At 71.3% G+C, this 19,108-nt stretch carries 17 protein-coding genes and 2 riboswitches; of the genes, 12 read left to right on the forward strand and 5 right to left on the reverse strand.

Features of this window, described 5'->3' with window-relative positions; translation table 11 throughout:
• The first annotated feature begins 88 nt into the window (after positions 1 to 88).
• A complete protein-coding gene (locus AFM16_RS27065) occupies positions 89 to 877 on the forward strand; it encodes a polysaccharide deacetylase family protein (RefSeq protein ID WP_078634888.1) in 789 nt (262 codons plus the stop codon).
• Positions 877 to 2,082, forward strand: coding sequence for a YncE family protein (locus tag AFM16_RS27070; RefSeq protein ID WP_078634889.1), 1,206 nt, complete (start codon positions 877 to 879; stop codon positions 2,080 to 2,082). Before AFM16_RS27065 ends, AFM16_RS27070 begins: the two co-directional genes overlap by 1 nt.
• 3 nt (positions 2,083 to 2,085) lie before the next feature.
• On the opposite strand, the gene AFM16_RS27075 is transcribed toward AFM16_RS27070, so the two are convergent.
• Positions 2,086 to 2,721, reverse strand: a complete 636-nt coding sequence (locus AFM16_RS27075) for a GNAT family N-acetyltransferase (protein ID WP_078634890.1) — start codon at positions 2,719 to 2,721, stop codon at positions 2,086 to 2,088.
• Positions 2,722 to 2,820: 99 nt separating this feature from the next.
• Here AFM16_RS27075 and AFM16_RS27080 point away from each other — a divergent pair, with 99 nt between their 5' ends.
• From AFM16_RS27080 to AFM16_RS27100, 5 genes are all read left to right on the forward strand, one after another.
• The gene (locus AFM16_RS27080) at positions 2,821 to 3,033 is read left to right on the forward strand and encodes an EF-hand domain-containing protein (RefSeq protein ID WP_030793584.1); all 213 of its coding nucleotides are present in this window, start codon (positions 2,821 to 2,823) and stop codon (positions 3,031 to 3,033) included.
• A 59-nt stretch (positions 3,034 to 3,092) separates the two neighbouring features.
• Entirely contained in the window at positions 3,093 to 3,815 is a 723-nt protein-coding gene (locus AFM16_RS27085) for an NADPH-dependent F420 reductase (RefSeq protein WP_078637106.1), read from the forward strand.
• Between the two features lie 75 nt (positions 3,816 to 3,890).
• Positions 3,891 to 4,889, forward strand: a complete 999-nt coding sequence (locus AFM16_RS27090) for a formylglycine-generating enzyme family protein (protein ID WP_078634891.1) — start codon at positions 3,891 to 3,893, stop codon at positions 4,887 to 4,889.
• A complete protein-coding gene (locus AFM16_RS27095; protein ID WP_078634892.1) occupies positions 4,886 to 5,830 on the forward strand; it encodes an HAD family hydrolase in 945 nt (314 codons plus the stop codon). Before AFM16_RS27090 ends, AFM16_RS27095 begins: the two co-directional genes overlap by 4 nt.
• Positions 5,831 to 5,942: 112 nt before the next feature.
• Positions 5,943 to 8,303 carry an arylsulfatase gene (locus tag AFM16_RS27100; RefSeq protein WP_078634893.1) on the forward strand — a complete coding sequence of 787 codons (2,361 nt, stop codon included), beginning with the start codon at positions 5,943 to 5,945 and terminating at the stop codon, positions 8,301 to 8,303.
• A gap of 20 nt (positions 8,304 to 8,323) precedes the next feature.
• On the opposite strand, the gene AFM16_RS27105 is transcribed toward AFM16_RS27100, so the two are convergent.
• The 4 genes from AFM16_RS27105 to gcvT all read right to left on the reverse strand — a co-directional run bounded on the left by AFM16_RS27105 (position 8,324) and on the right by gcvT (position 12,881).
• Positions 8,324 to 9,691: an L-serine ammonia-lyase gene (locus tag AFM16_RS27105; protein WP_078634894.1), complete on the reverse strand. Its 1,368-nt coding sequence runs from the start codon at positions 9,689 to 9,691 to the stop codon at positions 8,324 to 8,326.
• A 113-nt stretch (positions 9,692 to 9,804) separates the two neighbouring features.
• Complete coding sequence (gene glyA, locus AFM16_RS27110; protein ID WP_078634895.1) at positions 9,805 to 11,070, reverse strand: serine hydroxymethyltransferase; 1,266 nt, start codon at positions 11,068 to 11,070, stop codon at positions 9,805 to 9,807.
• 14 nt (positions 11,071 to 11,084) lie between these two features.
• Positions 11,085 to 11,462, reverse strand: coding sequence for a glycine cleavage system protein GcvH (gcvH, locus tag AFM16_RS27115; protein ID WP_078634896.1), 378 nt, complete (start codon positions 11,460 to 11,462; stop codon positions 11,085 to 11,087).
• A 297-nt stretch (positions 11,463 to 11,759) separates the two neighbouring features.
• Positions 11,760 to 12,881 carry a glycine cleavage system aminomethyltransferase GcvT gene (gcvT, locus tag AFM16_RS27120; RefSeq protein ID WP_078634897.1) on the reverse strand — a complete coding sequence of 374 codons (1,122 nt, stop codon included), beginning with the start codon at positions 12,879 to 12,881 and terminating at the stop codon, positions 11,760 to 11,762.
• 43 nt (positions 12,882 to 12,924) lie between these two features.
• Positions 12,925 to 13,047: riboswitch (glycine riboswitch) on the reverse strand.
• Positions 13,048 to 13,142, reverse strand: a riboswitch (glycine riboswitch).
• Between the two features lie 177 nt (positions 13,143 to 13,319).
• Here gcvT and AFM16_RS27125 point away from each other — a divergent pair.
• From AFM16_RS27125 to AFM16_RS27145, 5 genes are all read left to right on the forward strand, one after another.
• The gene (locus AFM16_RS27125; protein ID WP_370628069.1) at positions 13,320 to 14,000 is read left to right on the forward strand and encodes an AAA family ATPase; all 681 of its coding nucleotides are present in this window, start codon (positions 13,320 to 13,322) and stop codon (positions 13,998 to 14,000) included.
• Between the two features lie 111 nt (positions 14,001 to 14,111).
• Positions 14,112 to 14,900: an enhanced serine sensitivity protein SseB gene (locus AFM16_RS27130; RefSeq protein WP_030793611.1), complete on the forward strand. Its 789-nt coding sequence runs from the start codon at positions 14,112 to 14,114 to the stop codon at positions 14,898 to 14,900.
• A 94-nt stretch (positions 14,901 to 14,994) separates the two neighbouring features.
• Positions 14,995 to 15,795 carry an enhanced serine sensitivity protein SseB C-terminal domain-containing protein gene (locus AFM16_RS27135; RefSeq protein WP_078634899.1) on the forward strand — a complete coding sequence of 267 codons (801 nt, stop codon included), beginning with the start codon at positions 14,995 to 14,997 and terminating at the stop codon, positions 15,793 to 15,795.
• Positions 15,796 to 16,123: 328 nt separating this feature from the next.
• Positions 16,124 to 17,131: an ABC transporter permease gene (locus tag AFM16_RS27140; RefSeq protein WP_030793617.1), complete on the forward strand. Its 1,008-nt coding sequence runs from the start codon at positions 16,124 to 16,126 to the stop codon at positions 17,129 to 17,131.
• A gap of 80 nt (positions 17,132 to 17,211) precedes the next feature.
• A complete protein-coding gene (locus tag AFM16_RS27145; RefSeq protein WP_030793620.1) occupies positions 17,212 to 19,014 on the forward strand; it encodes an ABC transporter substrate-binding protein in 1,803 nt (600 codons plus the stop codon).
• Positions 19,015 to 19,108: the final 94 nt, after the last annotated feature.

The following is a 19,108-nucleotide window of genomic DNA, read 5'->3' on the forward strand; positions in this document are numbered from 1 at the left end:
GCGGGGCGGCCCCGCGGCTTCCGTGCGCGGGAGGCCAACCGGCCGCCGAATGGACCAATCGCCCGATTCGACGGCTCAACCGCCTTAAATGGGGCGGGTGACCACGACTGATCGTCGGGGGGTTCTGCGGGCCGGTGCCGGGCTCGCCGTCGCGGGGGCGTTCGCCGCGGGGTGTGCCAGGACCGGTGCCGTCGCGCACTCCGCGCCCGATGCCACGAGCCCGCCCCCGCCGACCGGCCCGGCCCGCCCCGCGCCGTCGCCGCGGCGCTTCCCCGGGCAGCCCGTGCAGGTCGATCACGGGCCCCGGGGCCGGCCCCGGGTCGCGCTCACCTTTCACGGGAACGGCGATCCCGCCACCGCGCGTGCGCTGCTCGCCGAGGCCGAGCGGCGCGGTGCGCGGGTCACCGTGCTCGCCGTCGGGACCTGGCTCGACGCGCATCCCGGGATGGCCCGCCGGATCCTCGACGGCGGCCACGACCTCGGCAACCACACCATGCGCCACCTCGACATCAACACCATGTCCGAGGCGGACGCCACCCGCGAGATCGAGGACTGCGCCGCCCGGCTGAAGCGGCTCACCGGATCCGTCGGCACCTGGTTCCGCCCCTCCCGCGCCGCCCGCGCCTCCCCGCTCGTCGAGACCCTGGCCCGCCGGGCCGGATACCCCCACGTCCTCTCCTACGACGTCGACTCCCTCGACTTCACCTCGCCCGGCGCGCCCGCCGTCACCCGGACCGTCCTCGACGCCGTCCGGGGCGGATCCGTCGTGAGCCTGCACTTCGGGTACGCGGACACGGTCGCCGCCCTCCCCGCCGTCCTGGACGAACTGGACCGCCGCGGCCTGCGCGCGGTCACGACCACGGAGCTGCTCAGCTGATGCACCCCACCCTCCTGCGGCGCGCCCTGCTCACCGGGACCGCCCTCACCGCCGTCGCCGCCCTCGCCGCCTGCGGCACCGAGTCCAAGGACAAGGCCGGCGGGACCGATCAGTCGCCCAAGGCCGCCGCACCCGCCCCCGCGCACCAGCGGCAGAAGGAGAAACCCGCCGTCCCGGGGCTGCCCGGTATGCCGCCCGTGCTCGACCCGAACGACGTCTACGCGGCCGACCGTCCCAACCGGCTCTCCCCGGTGGTCAAGGACTTCCCGTCCCGCGTCTATGTGCCCAACACCGAGTCCGACACCGTCACCGTCATCGACCCGGAGACCTACAAGGTCGTCGACACCCTGCACGTCGGCCGGCAGCCGCAGCACGTCGTGCCCTCCTGGGACCTCAAGACCCTCTGGGTCAACAACAACCGCGGGCACACCCTCACCCCCATCGACCCCAAGACCGGCAAGGCGGGCAAGGAGGTGGAGGTGCACGACCCGTACAACCTCTACTTCACGCCCAACGGCAAGTACGCGATCGTGATGGCCTCCCTCGACCGCGAACTCGTCTTCCGTGACCCGCACACCATGAAGCGGATCAAGACCGAGCCGGTCACCTGTTACGGCGTCAACCACGCCGACTTCTCCCGCGACGGCCGGTACTTCATCGTCTCCTGCGAGTTCAGCGGGGAGCTGCTGAAGGTCGACACCGAGCGGATGGAGGTCGTCGGACAGCAGAAACTCCCCTTCAAGGGCGCCATGCCGCAGGACGTGAAGGTCTCGCCCGACGGCAAGCGGTTCTACATCGCCGACATGATGGCCGACGGGATGTGGGTGATCGACGGCGACACCTTCGGCAAGCCGACCCTGCTGCCCACCGGCAAGGGCTGCCACGGGCTCTACGTCAGCCGCGACTCCCGCGAGATGTACGTCTCCAACCGCGGCGAGGGCACCGTCTCCGTCTTCGACTTCACCGAGGACCGGATCACCAAGAAGTGGCACCTGCCCGACGGCGGCAGCCCCGACATGGGCGGCGTCTCCGCGGACGGCAAGGTCCTGTGGCTGTCCGGGCGTTACGACGCCGAGGTGTACGCCATCGACACCCGCACCGGCAAGCAGCTCGCCCGCATCCCGGTCGGCAGCGGCCCGCACGGCCTGGCCGTCTACCCCCAGCCCGGCCGCTACTCCCTGGGCCACACGGGCATCTTCCGCTGACCGCTACCCGGCGCGCGTCAGCAGGATCTCCGCGCCCACGGGGACGTACCCCGCCGCCTGGAACGCCCGTACGCTGCGGGCGTTCCCCGGCGCGATCTGGGCCCACACCGGCTCGTCGGCGAGGTGGCGGGCGGCGGTCACCAGCAGCCGCCCGCGCCCCCGCCGCCGTACCGCCTCGTCCACCTCGGCCGAGACCTCCAGCCGGCCGCCGATACCGCGGCCCATGACCAGCACCCCGCCGTCCGCCGCCCACACCCGCACGTGATCGCGCCGACGGCGGGCGTAGCGCACGCGGGGATGGCCGCGGTCGGTGATCTCGCGCAGGGCGACCGGCGGCGGGCCCGGCAGCGGGGCGGCCACCAGCATGGCGTCGATCGTCTCGGCCGTCCGCCCGGTGCGGTCCATGAGGGCGGACAGGAAACGCGGGTTCATCGTCGCGGACAGCGGATCGCAGTCGACCCCGCGCAGCACCGCCGCCACCCACTCCGGGTCCTCGTCCGTGAAGACGACCGAGTGCGCCGTGAAGGCGAGCACCCCGGCGTCCCGGACCGACATCTGCGGTACGACCGTCGTCCGGCCCTCCGGCGGCGGAAAGACCCCGCGCGCCGCCGCGTCGAGAATGTCCCGCAGTGTCTCCACCCGTCCCCCTCTTCCTGGCCGCCGCACCGGGCACTCGTCAGGGCCGTTAATCTGACCTGCGGCAGTACGACAGTAAGCGACGGAAAAAGGGGCGGATCGGTGGCCGACATCGAAGAGGCACGCAAGCAGTTCGACCGGATCGACGCGGACGGGGACGGGTTCATCACCGCCGCCGAGTTCAAGACCGCCCTGGCCCAGCAGGGCGACTGGAACGTCACGGAGTCGGTAGCCGAGGCCCTCATCAAGAGCCGCGACCTGAACGGGGACAAGGTCCTCTCGTTCGACGAGTTCTGGAGCCACCTGAACAAGTAGCGCCCTCCGGAATAGCCGCCGGCCGGCCGCGGTTGTCGCCCACCGGAGGGTGTATGCGCATGCATCCATCCTCCGGACGGACGACACCGACGGACACGTACGGACCGGAAAGGCCTGACATGAAGATCGGCATCATCGGCGCGGGCAACATCGGCGGCAACCTCACCCGACGGCTCACCGCCCTCGGCCACGAGGTCTCCGTGGCCAACTCCCGCGGGCCGCACACGCTCACGGAACTGGCGGCGGAGACGGGCGCCACGCCGGTCGCCGTCGGGGACGCCGCCCGTGGCGCCGAGGTCGTGGTGATCACCATCCCCCTCAAGGCGATCCCGGACCTGCCCGCCGGAGTCCTCGACGGCGCCGCCGAGGGCGTGGCCGTCCTCGACACCAACAACTACTACCCGCAGCAGCGCGACGGCCGTATCGCCGGGATCGAGGACGAGGGCCTCACCGAGAGCCGCTGGACCGAGCGCCAGATCGGCCACCCCGTGATCAAGGCGTTCAACGGCACCTACGCCCAGGACATCCTGGACCGCCCCCGCCCGGCCGGTGACCCCGAGCGCGTGGCCCTGCCGGTCGCCGGCGACGACGAGGCGGCCAAGGCGAAGATCCGCGCCCTGATCGACGAGATCGGCTTCGACACCGTCGACGCCGGCGGCATCGACGACTCCTGGCGCCAGCAGCCCGACACCCCCGTCTACGGCCTGCGCGGCGGCGTGGACGAGGTCACCAAGGCCCTGTCCGAGGCGAGCCCGGAGCGCCCGGCGGCCTTCCGCGGCTGAGCCGGCCGTCCCGGGCGTCTTCCAGGGCGCGCGTCGCTACGCGGGCGCCGGGGGCGGCTGAGGCACGGTGAGGGCATGACCGTCACCGAAGAGCCCCGGATCGCGGGCGGGCCGTCGCCGAAGGGGATGGCGTGGATCCCGGGCGGGTCGTTCCTCATGGGATCGGAGGACTTCTATCCCGAGGAGCGGCCCGTCCACCGGGCGTCGGTGGACGGGTTCTGGATCGACGAACACCCGGTGACGGTCGCGGAGTTCCGCAGGTTCGTGAAGGCGACCGGCCATGTGACGGTCGCCGAACGGCCGCCCGACCCGGCCGACTTCCCGGGCGCCGACCCCGCCGGGCTCGTCCCCGGCGCGCTGGTCTTCCGCGGGACCCCCGGCCCGGTGCCGCTGGACGACTGGCACCGCTGGTGGACGTACCGGCCCGGCGCCTGCTGGCACCGGCCCGAAGGGCCCGGCAGCACCCTGCACGGGCGGGAGCGCCACCCGGTCACCCAGGTCGCGTTCGAGGACGCCGTCGCCTACGCGGCCTGGGCGGGCAAGGAACTGCCCACCGAGGCCGAGTGGGAGTTCGCCGCCCGCGGCGGGCTGGAGGGGGCGGTCTTCGCGTGGGGCGACGACTTCGCGCCCCGGGGCCGGCGGATGGCGAACACCTGGCACGGCGCGTTCCCCTGGGAGTACGTCCCGGCCTCGCCGCGGCAGCCGTACCCCGGCACGACACCCGTGGGCACCTACCCGCCCAACGGCTACGGCCTCCACGACATGACGGGCAATGTGTGGGAGTGGACGGCGGACCCTTACACCGACCGGCATCCCGATCCGGCCCCGCGGCCCTGCTGCGCCCCGCGCGGCCGCTCCGCCGGGCCGCCGTCGCCCGCGGGGGAGCGGTTCCCGCGCCGGGTCACCAAGGGCGGCTCCCACCTCTGCGCCCCGAACTACTGCCTGCGCTACCGCCCGGCCGCCCGCACCGGCCAGAGCGAGGACACCGCGACCTGCCACCTCGGCTTCCGCTGCGTGATCCGCCCGGAAACCCCGGCCGCCCCGCCCGCCGACCGTACGAGGAGACCCCGTTGAACCCGCTCCCTTCCTGGCGCGACGGCCGCACCCGCACCACCCTCCTGAGGTTCGTCGACGAGGTGACCACACCGGGCGGCCCGGCCTTCGTGCCGCCCGAGGCCCGGATCGCCGCGTTCGACAACGACGGCACCCTCTGGCCCGAGCTGCCCATGCCCGTCCAACTGCACCACCTCACCGAGCAGTGGCGCCGCATGGCCGCCGAACGCCCCGAGCTGGCCGCCGAGGAGCCGTACGCCTCGGCGCTCACCGGCGACCCGACGTGGATCGCCTCCGTCGTCGCGGCCCACTACGCCGGGGACGACACCCGGCTGCCCACGCTCGCCGAGGCCGTGATCGCCACCCAGCGCGGCATGGACACCGCGACCCTGGCCGCCCGGATCGGGGAGTTCTTCGCCACCGCCCGGCACCCGCAGCTCGACCGGCCCTACCAGGCGTGCGCCTATCAGCCGATGCGCGAGCTGCTCGGCCTGCTGCGCGGGCACGGGTTCACCACGGTGATCGTCTCCGGCGGCGGCCGGGACTTCATGCGCGTGATCTCCGAGGAGGTGTACGGGGTGCCGCCCGAGCGGGTCATCGGCTCCACCCCCGCCCTGCGCTGGGACCCCGACCGCGCGGACGTCGTGTACGGCGACGGGATCGAGCTGCTGGACGACGGCCCCGAGAAACCCCTGCGCATCTGGAGCCGGCTGGGCCGCCGCCCCCTGCTGGCCTGCGGCAACTCCAACGGCGACATCGACATGCTGGCCTACGCCGCCGCCACCCCCGGCGGCCTCGCGCTCCTGGTCCACCACGACGACCCGGACCGCGCCGACCCCGCCTACGACACCGGCGCCGAGCAGGCCCTGAGCGAGGCCGCGCGCAGGGGGTGGACGACGGTCAGCGTCCGCGACGACTGGTCCCGCGTCTTCCCGTCCCCGGACGACACCCCGGCCCCCTGACTCCCCACCGCGCCACCCGTTCGTACGACCGGACGGGCGGCCGCCGTCCGCACCCGCGAAGCTGCTGACAACCGCGTTCTCGCGACCCGAAGCCCGCAGGGAAGGACGCCCGGTGTCTGACACGTTCCGTGGTGTGATCAACCTCGATGTCCGCGACTCCGTCCCCGACTGGACCCCGTACCAGCAGCCGAAGGCTCCCGCCGGGTCGCCGAACATCGTCTACATCGTGCTCGACGACGTCGGCTTCGGGGCGCTGAGCTGCTACGGCGGCCCGATCGAGACCCCGAACATCGACCGGATCGCGGCGAACGGCCTGCGCTACTCCCAGTGGCACACCACCGCCCTGTGCTCGCCGACCCGCTCCGCCCTGCTGACCGGCCGCAACCACACCACCAACGGCATGGCGTGCATCAGCGAGGCCGCGATCGGCTTCCCCAGCGCCAACGGCCACATCCCGTCCGAGTGCGCCACCCTCGCCGAGGTCCTCGTCGAACGGGGCTACAGCACCGCGCTGGTCGGCAAGTGGCATCTGTGCCCGGAGGACGAGATGAACCTCGCCTCCACCCGCCGGAACTGGCCCACCGGCCGCGGCTTCGAACGCTTCTACGGCTTCCTGGGCGCCGAGACCAGCCAGTGGCACCCCGACCTGGTCCACGACCAGCACCCGGTCGAGCAGCCCACCACCCCGGAGGAGGGCTACCACTTCGGCGTCGACATCACCGACAAGGCCCTCCAGTACATCGACGACGTCAAGGCCATCGCCCCCGAGCGGCCCGTCCTGCTCTACTACGCGCCCGGCTGCGCGCACGCCCCGCACCAGGCGCCGCCCGAGTGGATCGACCGCTACCGGGGGCGGTTCGACGCCGGGTACGAGGCGATGCGCGAGGAGATCCTCGACCGGCAGAAGGAACTCGGGCTGGTCCCGGAGAACACCGAGCTGCCGCCGCTCAACCCGATCGGCACCCCCGAGACCCGCAGCGGCCCGAACGGCGAGCCGTTCCCGCCGCTCGACTTCACCCGCCCGTGGGCCGAGCTGAGCGCGGACGAGCAGCGGCTGTTCTCCCGGATGGCCGAGGTGTACGCCGGGTTCCTGTCGCACTGCGACGACCAGATCGGCCGCCTGCTCGCCTATCTGGAGGAGATCGAGCAGCTCGACAACACGATCTTCGTCGTGGTGTCCGACAACGGCGCCAGCGGCGAGGGCGGCCCGAACGGCTCGGTCAACGAGAACAAGTTCTTCAACAACGTCGCCGACGACCTCGCCGAGAACCTCGCCATGATCGACAAGCTGGGCGGTCTGGAGACATACGGCCACTATCCGAACGGCTGGGCCATGGCCTTCAACACGCCGTTCAAGATGTGGAAGCGGTACTCGTTCAACGGCGGCACCTGCGACCCGTGCGTGATCTCCTGGCCGGCCGGGATCGCCGCCCGGGGCGAGGTGCGGGACCAGTACCACCACGCCATCGACATCGTCCCCACCCTGCTCGACTGCCTCGGCCTGGACCTGCCCGCGACCGTCAAGGGCGCCCCGCAGATCCCGCTCCAGGGCGTCAGCATGCGCTACAGCTTCGACTCCGCCGCGCTGCCGTCCGCGAAGAGCACCCAGTTCTACTCGATGCTCGGCACGCGCGGGATCTGGCACCAGGGCTGGAAGGCCGTCACCACCCACCCGGCGATCAGCGGCTGGAGCAACTTCCAGCGGGACACCTGGGAGCTGTACCACACCGACACCGACCGCTCCGAACTCCACGACCTCGCGGGCCAGGAGCCCGAGCGGCTCCAGGAGCTGATCGGCCTGTGGTTCCACGAGGCCGGAGTCAACGGCGCCTTCCCGCTCGACGACCGCTCCGCCCTGGAGATCCTCTCCACCCCGCGCCCCGAACTCACCCCGGCCCGCAACCGGTACGTGTACCGGCCGGGCGGCTCCGAGGTGCCCGAGGCCGTCGCCGTCAACATCCGCAACCGTTCGTACGCCATCGGCGCCCTCGTCGACCTGCCCGGCGGCCCCGCCGCGGCGGGCGTCCTCTTCGCCCACGGCGGCCGCTTCGGCGGCCACGCGCTCTACGTCAAGGACGGCAGGCTGACGTACGTCTACAACTTCCTCGGCAGCGAGGAACAGCGGATCACCGCGACCGAGGACCTGCCGGCCGGCGAACAGCTCATCCTGGCCGCCTCCTTCGACAAGGACGGCGAGGTCTCACCCGGCGTCGCCACCGGCATCCTCAGCCTGTACCACGGCGACCGGAAGGTGGGCGAGGGCCGGATCAGGACCCAGCCCGGCCGCTTCACCCTCGCCGGCGAGGGCCTCAACGTCGGCAAGGACGGCGGCGACGCCGTCACCTCCGACTACCCCGGCCCCGCCCCCCACGCCTTCACCGGCGGCACCCTCCACCGCGTCGCCGTCGACGTCAGCGGCGACCCCTACGTCGACCTCGAACGAGAGGCGGAGGCGATGCTCGCCCGCGAGTAGCGGGCCGCGGGGGCCGGCGGTCAGCACTCGATGATGTTCACCGCGAGCCCGCCCCGCGCCGTCTCCTTGTACTTGACGCTCATGTCCGCGCCCGTCTCCTTCATGGTCTTGATGACCTTGTCGAGGGAGACCTTGTGGGAGCCGTCGCCGCGCATGGCCATACGGGCGGCGGTGACGGCCTTCACGGCGGCCATGCCGTTGCGCTCGATGCACGGGATCTGGACCAGGCCGCCCACGGGATCGCAGGTCAGGCCGAGGTTGTGCTCCATGCCGATCTCGGCGGCGTTCTCCACCTGCTCCGGGCTGCCGCCCAGGACCTCGGCGAGGGCACCGGCGGCCATGGAGCAGGCGGAGCCGACCTCGCCCTGGCAGCCGACCTCGGCGCCGGAGATGGAGGCGTTCTCCTTGAAGAGCATGCCGATCGCGCCGGCGGCGAGGAGGAAGCGCACGACGCCGTCCTCGTCCGCGCCGGGGACGAAGTTGTCGTAGTAGTGCAGGACGGCGGGGATGATGCCGGCCGCGCCGTTGGTGGGGGCGGTGACGACCCGGCCGCCGGCGGCGTTCTCCTCGTTCACCGCCATCGCGTACAGGGTGATCCACTCCATGGCGTGGGCCAGCGGATCGCCCTCGGCGCGGAGCTGGCGGGCGGTGACGGCGGCGCGGCGGCGCACCCGCAGCCCGCCCGGCAGGATGCCCTCGCGGGACATGCCCCGGGAGACACAGGCGCGCATCACGTGCCAGATGTCGAGCAGCCCGGTGCGGATCTCGTCCTCGGTGCGCCAGGCGCGTTCGTTCTCCAGCATCAGCGAGGAGATCGACAGGCCGGTCTCCTTGGTCAGGCGGAGCAGCTCGTCACCGGTGCGGAAGGGGTACTTCAGGACGGTGTCGTCGAGCTTGATGCGGTCGGCGCCGACCGCGTCCTCGTCGACGACGAACCCGCCGCCGACGGAGTAGTACGTCTTGGAGAGCAGCTCGGTGCCGGAGGCGTCGTGGGCCCAGATGGTCATGCCGTTGGCGTGGTACGGCAGGGTCTTGCGGCGGTGCAGCACGAGGTCGTCGTCGAAGGAGAACGGGATCTCGTGCTCGCCGAGCAGGTTCAGCCGGCCCGACTCCTTGATCCGCTCCACGCGCTCGTCGGCCGACTCCACGTCGACCGTGCGCGGCGAGGCGCCCTCCAGGCCGAGCAGGACCGCCTTGGGCGTGCCGTGGCCGTGGCCGGTGGCGCCCAGGGAGCCGTACAGCTCGGCGCGGACCGAGGCCACGGCGTCCAGCAGCTCCTCGTTGCGCAGCCGCCGGGCGAACATCCGGGCCGCGCGCATCGGGCCGACCGTGTGGGAGCTGGACGGGCCGATGCCGATCGAGAACAGGTCGAAGACCGAGATGGCCACGGGTACTCCTCACAGCAGGGGTGGTGCGGGGGTGGTGCGTCACAGGTGCTCGCCGGGTGCCCCGCACCTCCGGGTCTCACTTCCGAGTGTGCGGGGCGACCGACGAAAAGGAACTACTTGTTCAGAACGGGGTACAGCGGGTGCTTCTCGGCCAGCGCGGTGACCCGCGCCTTCAGCGCCGCGGCGTCGTACGACGGCTTGAGCGCCTCGGCGATCACGTCCGCGACCTCGGCGAAGTCCTCGGCCGTGAAGCCGCGGGTGGCCAGGGCCGGGGTGCCGATCCGCAGGCCCGAGGTGACCATCGGGGGCCGCGGGTCGTTCGGGACGGCGTTGCGGTTGACCGTGATGCCGACCTCGTGGAGACGGTCCTCGGCCTGCTGCCCGTCCAGCTCGGAGTCGCGCAGGTCGACCAGGATCAGGTGCACGTCCGTACCGCCGGACAGCACGTTCACCCCGGCCTCACGGGCGTCGGCGGCCGTCAGACGCTCGGCGAGGATCCGCGCGCCCTCGACGGTGCGGCGCTGGCGCTCCTTGAAGTCCTCCGAGGCCGCGACCTTGAAGGAGACCGCCTTCGCGGCGATCACATGCTCCAGCGGACCGCCCTGGAAGCCCGGGAAGACCGAGGAGTTCAGCTTCTTCGCGAACTCCTTCTTCGCCAGGATGATGCCGCCGCGCGGGCCGCCCAGGGTCTTGTGGGTGGTGGAGGTGACCACGTCGGCGTGGGGCACCGGGTTGGCGTGCAGACCGGCCGCGACCAGGCCCGCGAAGTGCGCCATGTCCACCCACAGGTGGGCCCCGACCTCGTCGGCGATCCGGCGGAACTCGGCGAAGTCCAGCTCGCGCGGGTACGCCGACCAGCCGGCGATGATCACCTTGGGGCGGTGCTCCTTGGCGAGCCGCTCCAGCTCGGCCATGTCGACCAGACCGGTCTCCGCGTCCACGTGGTACGCGACCACGTCGAACTGCTTGCCGGAGAAGTTCAGGCGCATGCCGTGGGTGAGATGGCCGCCGTGGGCCAGGTCCAGGCCGAGGATGGTGTCCCCGGGCTGGGCCAGGGCGAACAGCGCGGCCTGGTTGGCGGAGGCGCCGGAGTGCGGCTGGACGTTGGCGTACTCGGCGCCGAACAGGTCCTTGACCCGGTCGATCGCGATCTGCTCGGCCACGTCGACGTGCTCGCAGCCGCCGTAGTAGCGGCGGCCGGGGTAGCCCTCGGCGTACTTGTTGGTCAGAACCGAACCCTGGGCCTCCATGACCGCGAGCGGAGCGAAGTTCTCCGAGGCGATCATCTCCAGGGTGGACTGCTGGCGGTGCAGCTCGGCGTCGACCGCGGCCGCGATCTCCGGGTCGAGCTCGTGCAGGGGCGTGTTCAGGACGGACATACGGCTACGACTCCTCAGCCGGCGGTGTAGGCGGTGTACTCGTCGGCGGAGAGCAGCTCCTCCTGCTCGCCCGTCACGCGTACCTTGAACAGCCACCCGCCCTCGAAGGGGGCGGAGTTCACCAGCGACGGGTCGTCGACGACGTCCTGGTTGACCTCGACGATCTCGCCGTCGACCGGCGAGTACAGCTCGCTGACCGACTTGGTGGACTCCAGCTCACCGCAGGACTCGCCCGCGGTGACCGCGTCGCCGACCTCCGGGAGCTGGACGAAGACCACGTCGCCGAGCGCGTTGGCCGCGTGCTCCGTGATGCCGACCGTCGAGACGCCGTCCGCGGCGGCCGACAGCCACTCGTGCTCCTTGCTGTACCGAAGCTGCTGGGGGTTGCTCATGGCCTGAATTCTCCTGTACGCGAGGGACTGCTGGTGAATGAGGGACTGCTGCACACGCGAGTGAGCAGCGCAAAGGTGCGCAGGGGTCACCCGCGCGCGGTGCTCAGTGTTCAGGACCTCTCTTTCGGATCTTGCCGGGGGTCGCGGGCCCTGGCACGCACATCTGCGGCGTTGTCGTCGGTTGTCAACGCTCCGCGTTGCCGCCCTCCTCCGCCTTGCAGCTGCACGCACCAGACCCCGCTCGGGCCCGCCGAGACGCACCGTCACTCGGGGTCGGCCAGATCCGAAAGAGAGGTCCTACTTCTGCCGCTTGTAGAACGGCAGCGGCACGACCTCGTACGGCTCGTGGGTGCCGCGGATGTCCACGCCGACGCCCGGGGTGCCCGGGGCGGCGTGCGCGGCGTCGACGTAGGCCATCGCGATCGGCTTGCCCAGCGTCGGGGAGGGGGCGCCGGAGGTGACCTCGCCGATCACCTCGCCGCCGGAGACGACGGAGAACCCGGCGCGCGGCACCCGGCGGCCCTCGGCGACCAGGCCGACCAGCACCCGCGGCGGCTTCGCGGCGGCCCGCTCGGCGGCTTCCTGGAGCGCCTCGCGCCCCACGAAGTCGCCCTCCTTCTCGAACTTCACCACGCGCCCGAGGCCCGCGTCGAAGGGGGTCAGCGCGGTCGACAGCTCGTGCCCGTACAGCGGCATGCCCGCCTCCAGGCGCAGCGTGTCGCGGCAGGACAGCCCGCACGGGACCAGTCCGACGCCCGCGCCGGCCTCGGTCAACGCCTGCCACAGCTCGACGGCGTGCTCCGGCTTCACGAACAGTTCGAAGCCGTCCTCGCCGGTGTAGCCGGTGCGGGCGATCAGCGCGGGGACCCCGGCGACCGTGCCCGGCAGGCCGGCGTAGTACTTCAGGCCGTCGAGGTCGGCGTCGGTGAGGGACTTCAGGATGCCGGGGGACTCGGGGCCCTGGACGGCGATCAGCGCGTACGCGTCCCGGTCGTCGCGGACCTCGGCGTCGAAGCCGGCCGACCGCTCCACCAGGGCGTCCAGCACGGTCTGCGCGTTGGAGGCGTTGGCGACGACCAGGTACTCGGTCTCGGCCAGCCGGTAGACGATCAGGTCGTCCAGGATGCCGCCGTCGGCCCGGCAGATCATGGTGTAGCGGGCCCGGCCGGGCTTGACCCCGCCGATGTTGCCCACCAGGGCGAAGTCGAGCAGGGCCGCGGCCTGCGGGCCGGTGACGGCGATCTCGCCCATGTGCGAGAGGTCGAAGAGCCCGGCGCGGGTGCGTACGGCGGTGTGCTCGTCGCGCTCGGAGCCGTAGCGCAGGGGCATGTCCCAGCCGGCGAAGTCGGTCATCGTCGCGCCCAGCGAGCGATGCAGAGCATCGAGCGCGGTGTGACGGAGTTCTTCGGTACTGCTCATCGGTCGTTCGTCTCCCAAGGCATGACAGACAGGGCGAGGGCGTTCCTCCCCATCTGTCATCGGAACCTGAGAGGTTCGCCATGACCGCGCGCCTGTGGACACGGCGGGTCGTGGCTTGCACCTTGGGTGGGACCACCGGTGACGGCGGTCCGCTTTTCAGATGTGCCTCGCCCGCGCGGTAACGGTGCCTGAGAGATTCAAGGGAGGGACTTGCTCCTTCGGCGCCCCAGCGAAGACTGGGAACTCTCCCGCGCGGATTCAAACGGCCGGTATGCAGTTGGCGCGCCCATCATTGCACGCCCCGCCCCGGTCGCCACAGGCCGCATCTGTAACCGGCCTGTGGCGGTACGCGCACGAAAACGCGAGACATCACGCATTACCTTCTCTTTACGCTCGGTGGGGAGAAGACTTGCCTGACCCCAGGGGAGGACGATCACGGTGAACAGGACCCCCGCGAGGACCACGGTTCTCGCGACCACCTCGGCGCTCGCGCTGCCGGCACAGCCCGCCGCACCCGCCCGGGAGGCGCGCCGAGCCCGGACCGCACCCGTCGTCCGCGATCTGCGCGACCGCTCGGGACGCGGCCCGCACGGCCTGCTCTTCGGCCGCCACGACCTGGTGGTGGTCACCGGTCTGCCCGGCAGCGGCAAGTCGACGCTGATGCGGCGCGCGGTCACCGGCACCCGTATCGACTCCCAGGACACCCGCGACCGCTGGGACGCCCGCGTGCCCCGCTTCCTGCCCTACGCCCTCTACCGCCCCCTGGTCCGCCTCGCCCACTTCGCCGCGCTGCGCCGCGCCCTGCGCACCGGTGAGGGCGTCGTCGTCCACGACTGCGGCACCCAGGCGTGGGTGCGCGACTGGCTGGCCCGCGAGGCCCGGCGCCGCGGCGCCACCCTGCATCTGCTGCTGCTCGACGTCACCCCGGACGCGGCGCTGGCCGGGCAGCGCGAGCGCGGCCGGGGCGTCTCGCGGTACGCGTTCCTGCGCCACCGCACGGCCGCCGCCCGGCTGCTGCGCTCGGTGGAGCGCGGCCGGCTGCCCGCCGGGGTCGGCGCGGCGGTGCTGCTCGACCGGGACGCGGCGGACGCCCTGAACCGGATCGGCTTCTCCGCCTGATCACCACGGGGGCCCGGCGCTCCCCTCTCGCCCGGAGGAACCCGGAGGAAAGCGCCCCCGTACCCGTTAGCCTTTCAGCCACACCCGTGGTCACCAGCAGGCGGTAGGCAGATGGACTTCCCACCGGCGGACTTCCCGACGGCATTCCCCGCACCGGCACACCCCCATCCGCACGGCGGATGGCCGGGCAACGAACTGGAGGAGGTGCTCTCCGCCTCCCTCGGCGTGCCCGGCGCCGGCGGCCGCATCGTGGAGGTGCTCGGCCGCAGCTTCGTCTGGGTCCCGCTGCCCAGCGGCGGCGGCCCGCGCAGCGGCCCCCTCGATCTGCCCGCCATCGAGCTGGAGGGGCAGGCGTACGTGCCGGTGTTCAGCTCCGAGGAGCAGCTCCGTCAGGTCGCCGGCACCCATATGTCGTTCACGATCGCCCCGGCCGTGGAGTTCGCGCGCGGTCTGCCGCCACAGGCCGGCCTGTTCGTCAACCCGGAGGGCGTGGTCGGCGTCCCGCTGCCGCCGGCCGCCGTGGCCGAGCTGTGCCGGGCCGGCCGCACCCCGCTGGACGGCCCCGCCGCCGGCGGCCGCGTCCGTCTCTTCGAACCCGACTGGCAGGACGACCCGGTGGACTTCCTCGCCGCCGCCTCGGCCGAGTTCGACGCCACGGGCGTGGTCCGCACCGCCCGCCGCTGCCTGGCGGCGATCGAGACCGCCGACCCGGTGATGTTCATCGGCGTCGAGGTCTCCCACCTCGACCCCGACCTGCGCGAACTCCCGCTGGACGCCCTCGGCCGCGCCCTGGGGCGTGCCCCGGTGGGCTGGCCGGTCAACCTGATCCTCCTGGACGTGGCCCAGGATCCGGTGGGGGAGTGGATGAAGGACAAGGTCCGCCCCTTCTACCGGCGTTAGCGGCTCCCGGCCGCCACCGTCGGCGGCCCCGGGCCCGTGGGCGCTTAAGCTGTTCCCGTACGCGGGGCAACTCATGGATGAAGGGGCGGTACAGGTGAGCGCCAGCGGCATCGCGGCCGGACAGGTCGAGCACACGCTGCGCCAGGTCACGCCCGGGCGGTACGACGCCTACGAGGCGCTCCTGCGCGCCCTCGCCACCCCCGCCTCCGGCCAGGTCTGGATGCTCCTGTGGCACGGCCGGGCCGGATCCCCGGACGCCCAGTACGGGACCATGGAGGTGGACGGCCACGGCTACGCCCCCTGTGTCACCTCCGCGCAGGAGCTGTCGGCGAGCGGCTGGAACCGTTCGTACGAGGTGGTCGACGGGATCGACGCGGCCCGCACGCTCTTCCCCGACCACTACGGGCTCTGGCTCAACCCGCACGCCCCCGGCGGCGGTGTCGGCATCCCCTGGCTGGATCTGCGCCGGATCGCGACGGGCCTCGACCGTCAGCCCGCGGGACCGCTCAGACTCTCCGAACCGGCCATCGAGATCCCGCAGTTCTACGCCCTGCTCGCGCAGAACGCCCATCGCACCCCGGCGGTGCGCGCGCTGCGCCGCGCCTGGGTGCAGCCGGCGCTGGGCGCGCCGTACCTGGCCATCGGGCTCGATGTGTACGACTCCTCGCCGCCGGCCGTGGACGCCGTACGGGCGATGATGCAGCAGTCCGTCGGGGCGGTGCCGGACGGGCTCTCGGTGTCGACGGTCGCGATGACCGACGAGTACGACCCGGTCGTGATGTGGATGCGGGCCGGTGCGCGGCCGTTCTACGACCGTGAGGCGCACGCTCCCGCTCCCGCTCCGGCGCAGGCGCCGGCCGCGGGGTACGGCTATCCGCCCTCCGGCCGGTACTGACCTGCCGGAAACGGGCGGTGCACGCGCACAGAATACCTGGAGAATCTCCAAGGGATCTTCGCGCGTAGATAGCGGCGATTGATGGTGACTTGTCCGTTTGTGCCCCAACTTGTGGGTGTCCGGGGGGCGTTACCCGGCGTCCGGATAACGGAATCTACCCACCCGTATCACGGTTACGCATCCTTTCACCGTCAAGTCTGGCTACAGATCGCCAAAGCGTTGAAGACTCCCGGTCCAGGGGACTTCGTCCCTGTGTACGACGGACGGATCAGCCGCCACAGCGGCAAGCGCGGGCCGGCTACCGCCGGTTGAGAGGGGTCCCTGCCAGATGACGGCACCATTGCACGAGCCGACCGCGGAAGCGGCCCCGAGCGCGGCCGACGAAGCGGCGGTCGCCACCTCGGGCGCCAAGGCCGTCCAAGGTCGTTCCCTCGGCCGGATCGCCTGGGAGCGCCTCAAGCGGGACAAGCTCGCCCTGACGGGCGGCATCGTCGTGCTCGTCCTCGTCCTGGTGGCCGTGTTCGCCCCGTTCATCACGGGCCTGCTCGGGCAGGACCCGAACGAGTACCACGAGAACCTCATCGACCCGCTGTTCGGCACCCCGACCGGGTCCCTCGGCGGTCTGAGCGGCGACCACCTGCTGGGCGTCGAGCCCGTCAACGGCCGCGACATCCTCGCCCGCATCCTCTACGGGGCCCGGATCTCCCTGCTGGTCGGCTTCCTGTCCGCCGTCGTCGCCGTCATCCTCGGCACGATCCTGGGCATCCTCGCCGGCTTCTTCGGCGGCTGGGTCGACTCCCTCATCAGCCGTGTGATGGACGGTCTGCTCGCCTTCCCGCAGCTCCTGTTCATCATCGCGCTGGTCTCCGTGATGCCGAACAACCTGCTGGGCCTCACCGGTTCGAGCGTGCGCGTCTTCGTGATGATCCTCGTCATCGGCTTCTTCGGCTGGCCCTACATCGGACGCGTGGTGCGCGGCCAGACCCTCTCGCTGCGCGAGCGCGAGTACGTCGAGGCCGCCCGGTCGCTGGGCGCGGGCCGGCTGTACATCCTCTTCAAGGAGCTGCTGCCGAACCTGGTCGCCCCGATCGTCGTCTACACGACGATGATGATTCCCACGAACATCCTCACCGAGGCGGCGCTGAGCTTCCTGGGCGTCGGCGTCAAGCCGCCCACCGCCTCGTGGGGCCAGATGCTCTCCAGCGCCATCGACTACTACGAGTCCGACCCCATGTTCATGGTGGTCCCCGGCGTGGCGATCTTCATCACCGTGCTGGCGTTCAACCTCTTCGGCGACGGCGTCCGGGACGCGCTCGACCCGAAGGCGTCCCGCTGAACCGCCGCACCGCAGCCGCACCACAAATGTCCCGTGGCACTGACACGGGGGCTCTCATCAAATCCGGAGGATCCGAGATCGTGACTACCCAACGCACCTCAGGGCGGCGGAAGCAGGCACTTGCCGCTGCCGTCGCGGTCGCCGCGCTGCTGACCACGGCGGCGTGCGGCGGCGGCAGCGACGACGACAGCGGCAAGGGTTCCAGCACCGGTGCCGCCGGCTTCGACGCAGCCAACAACAAGGTCGCCCAGGCGTCCCTCGCCAAGAAGGGCGGCACGCTGAAGTTCGGCGCCGCCCAGGACGCCGACTCGTGGGACACCACGCGCGGTTACTACGGCATGATGTGGAACTTCGCCCGCTACTACAGCCGTCAGCTCGTGACGAACAAGGCTGAGCCGGGTGCCGCGGGTGCCGAGATCACGCCGGACCTCGCGACCGAGACCGCCAAGGTCACGGACGACGGCAAGACCTACACGTACACCCTGCGTGACGGCATCACCTGGGAGGACGGCAAGCCGATCACCTCCCAGGACGTCAAGTACGGCATCGAGCGTGTCTGGGCGCAGGACGTGCTGGCCGGCGGTCCGACGTACCTGAAGGACGTCCTCGACCCCAAGGGCGAGTACAAGGGCCCCTACAAGGACACCTCCAAGGACAAGCTCGGCCTGAAGTCCATCGAGACGCCGGACGAGAAGACCATCGTCTTCAAGCTCCCGCAGGCCAACTCGGACTTCGAGGAGATGCTGGCGCTCGTCTCGGCCTCCCCGGTCCGCCAGGACAAGGACACCAAGTCCAAGTACGGCCTGAAGCCGTTCTCCTCCGGCCCGTACAAGTTCGAGTCGTACGCCCCGGGCAAGGACCTCACCCTGGTCCGCAACGACAAGTGGGCGCAGGCGTCGGACCCGGTCCGCAAGGCCTACCCGGACAAGATCACGATCCAGTTCTTCTCGGACGCCAACCAGCTCGACCAGCGTCTGATCAGCGGTGACCTGGACCTGGACCTCAACCAGACCGGCATGTCCCCGCAGGGCCGCACCACCGCCCTGAAGGAGCACAAGGCCAACCTGGACAACCCGGTCTCCGGCTACGTCCGCTACGCGGTCTTCCCGCAGAGCGTCGCGCCGTTCGACAACATCGAGTGCCGCAAGGCCGTCATCCTGGGCGCGGACCACGTCTCGCTCCAGACGGCCCGTGGTGGCCCGATCGCCGGTGGCGACATCGGCACGAACATGCTGCCGCCGTCGGTCCCGGGTGCCGAGGGTCAGAAGTACGACCCGTACGAGATCTCCGGCGCCAACAAGAGCGGCAACGAGGCCAAGGCCAAGGAGGCCCTGAAGGCCTGCGGTCAGCCTGACGGCTTCAAGACCACCATCGCGGTGCGTAACAACAAGCCGGTCGAGGTGGCCACCGCGCAGTCCCTCCAGGCGTCGCTGAAGAAGATCGGCATCACCGCCGAGATCGACCAGTACGACGGCTCGCAGACCGCCGGCATCATCGGCAGCCCCTCGAACGTGAAGAAGAAGGGCTACGGCATCATCATCATGGGCTGGGGCCCGGACTTCCCGTCCGTGCAGGGCTTCGGTCTCCCGCTGTGGAGCAGCAAGTACATCTCCGAGAGCGGCAACAACAACTACGCGCTCATCAAGGACAAGACGATCGACGGTCTCTTCGACTCGTACGTCACCACCCTTGACGACGCCGGCAAGGCCAAGATCTCCACGGAGATCAACCACAAGGTGATGGAGGGCGCGTACTACCTGCCCTTCGTCTTCGAGCGCTTCATCAACTGGCGCTCGGACAACCTGGCGAACGTCTACACGACCGACGGCTACAGCGGTCAGTACGACTTCGTCAACCTCGGTCTGAAGAACCCCAAGAAGTAGTCGCGGCACACCCGCCGAACGGCACGAAAGGCAGGTGAAGGCCGTCGCGGCGTGACCGCGGGCCATCGGACGATCTCCGGTGGCCCGCGGTCCG

Origin of the sequence: Streptomyces antibioticus, assembly GCF_002019855.1 — a bacterium.
GTDB lineage: Bacteria > Actinomycetota > Actinomycetes > Streptomycetales > Streptomycetaceae > Streptomyces > Streptomyces antibioticus_B.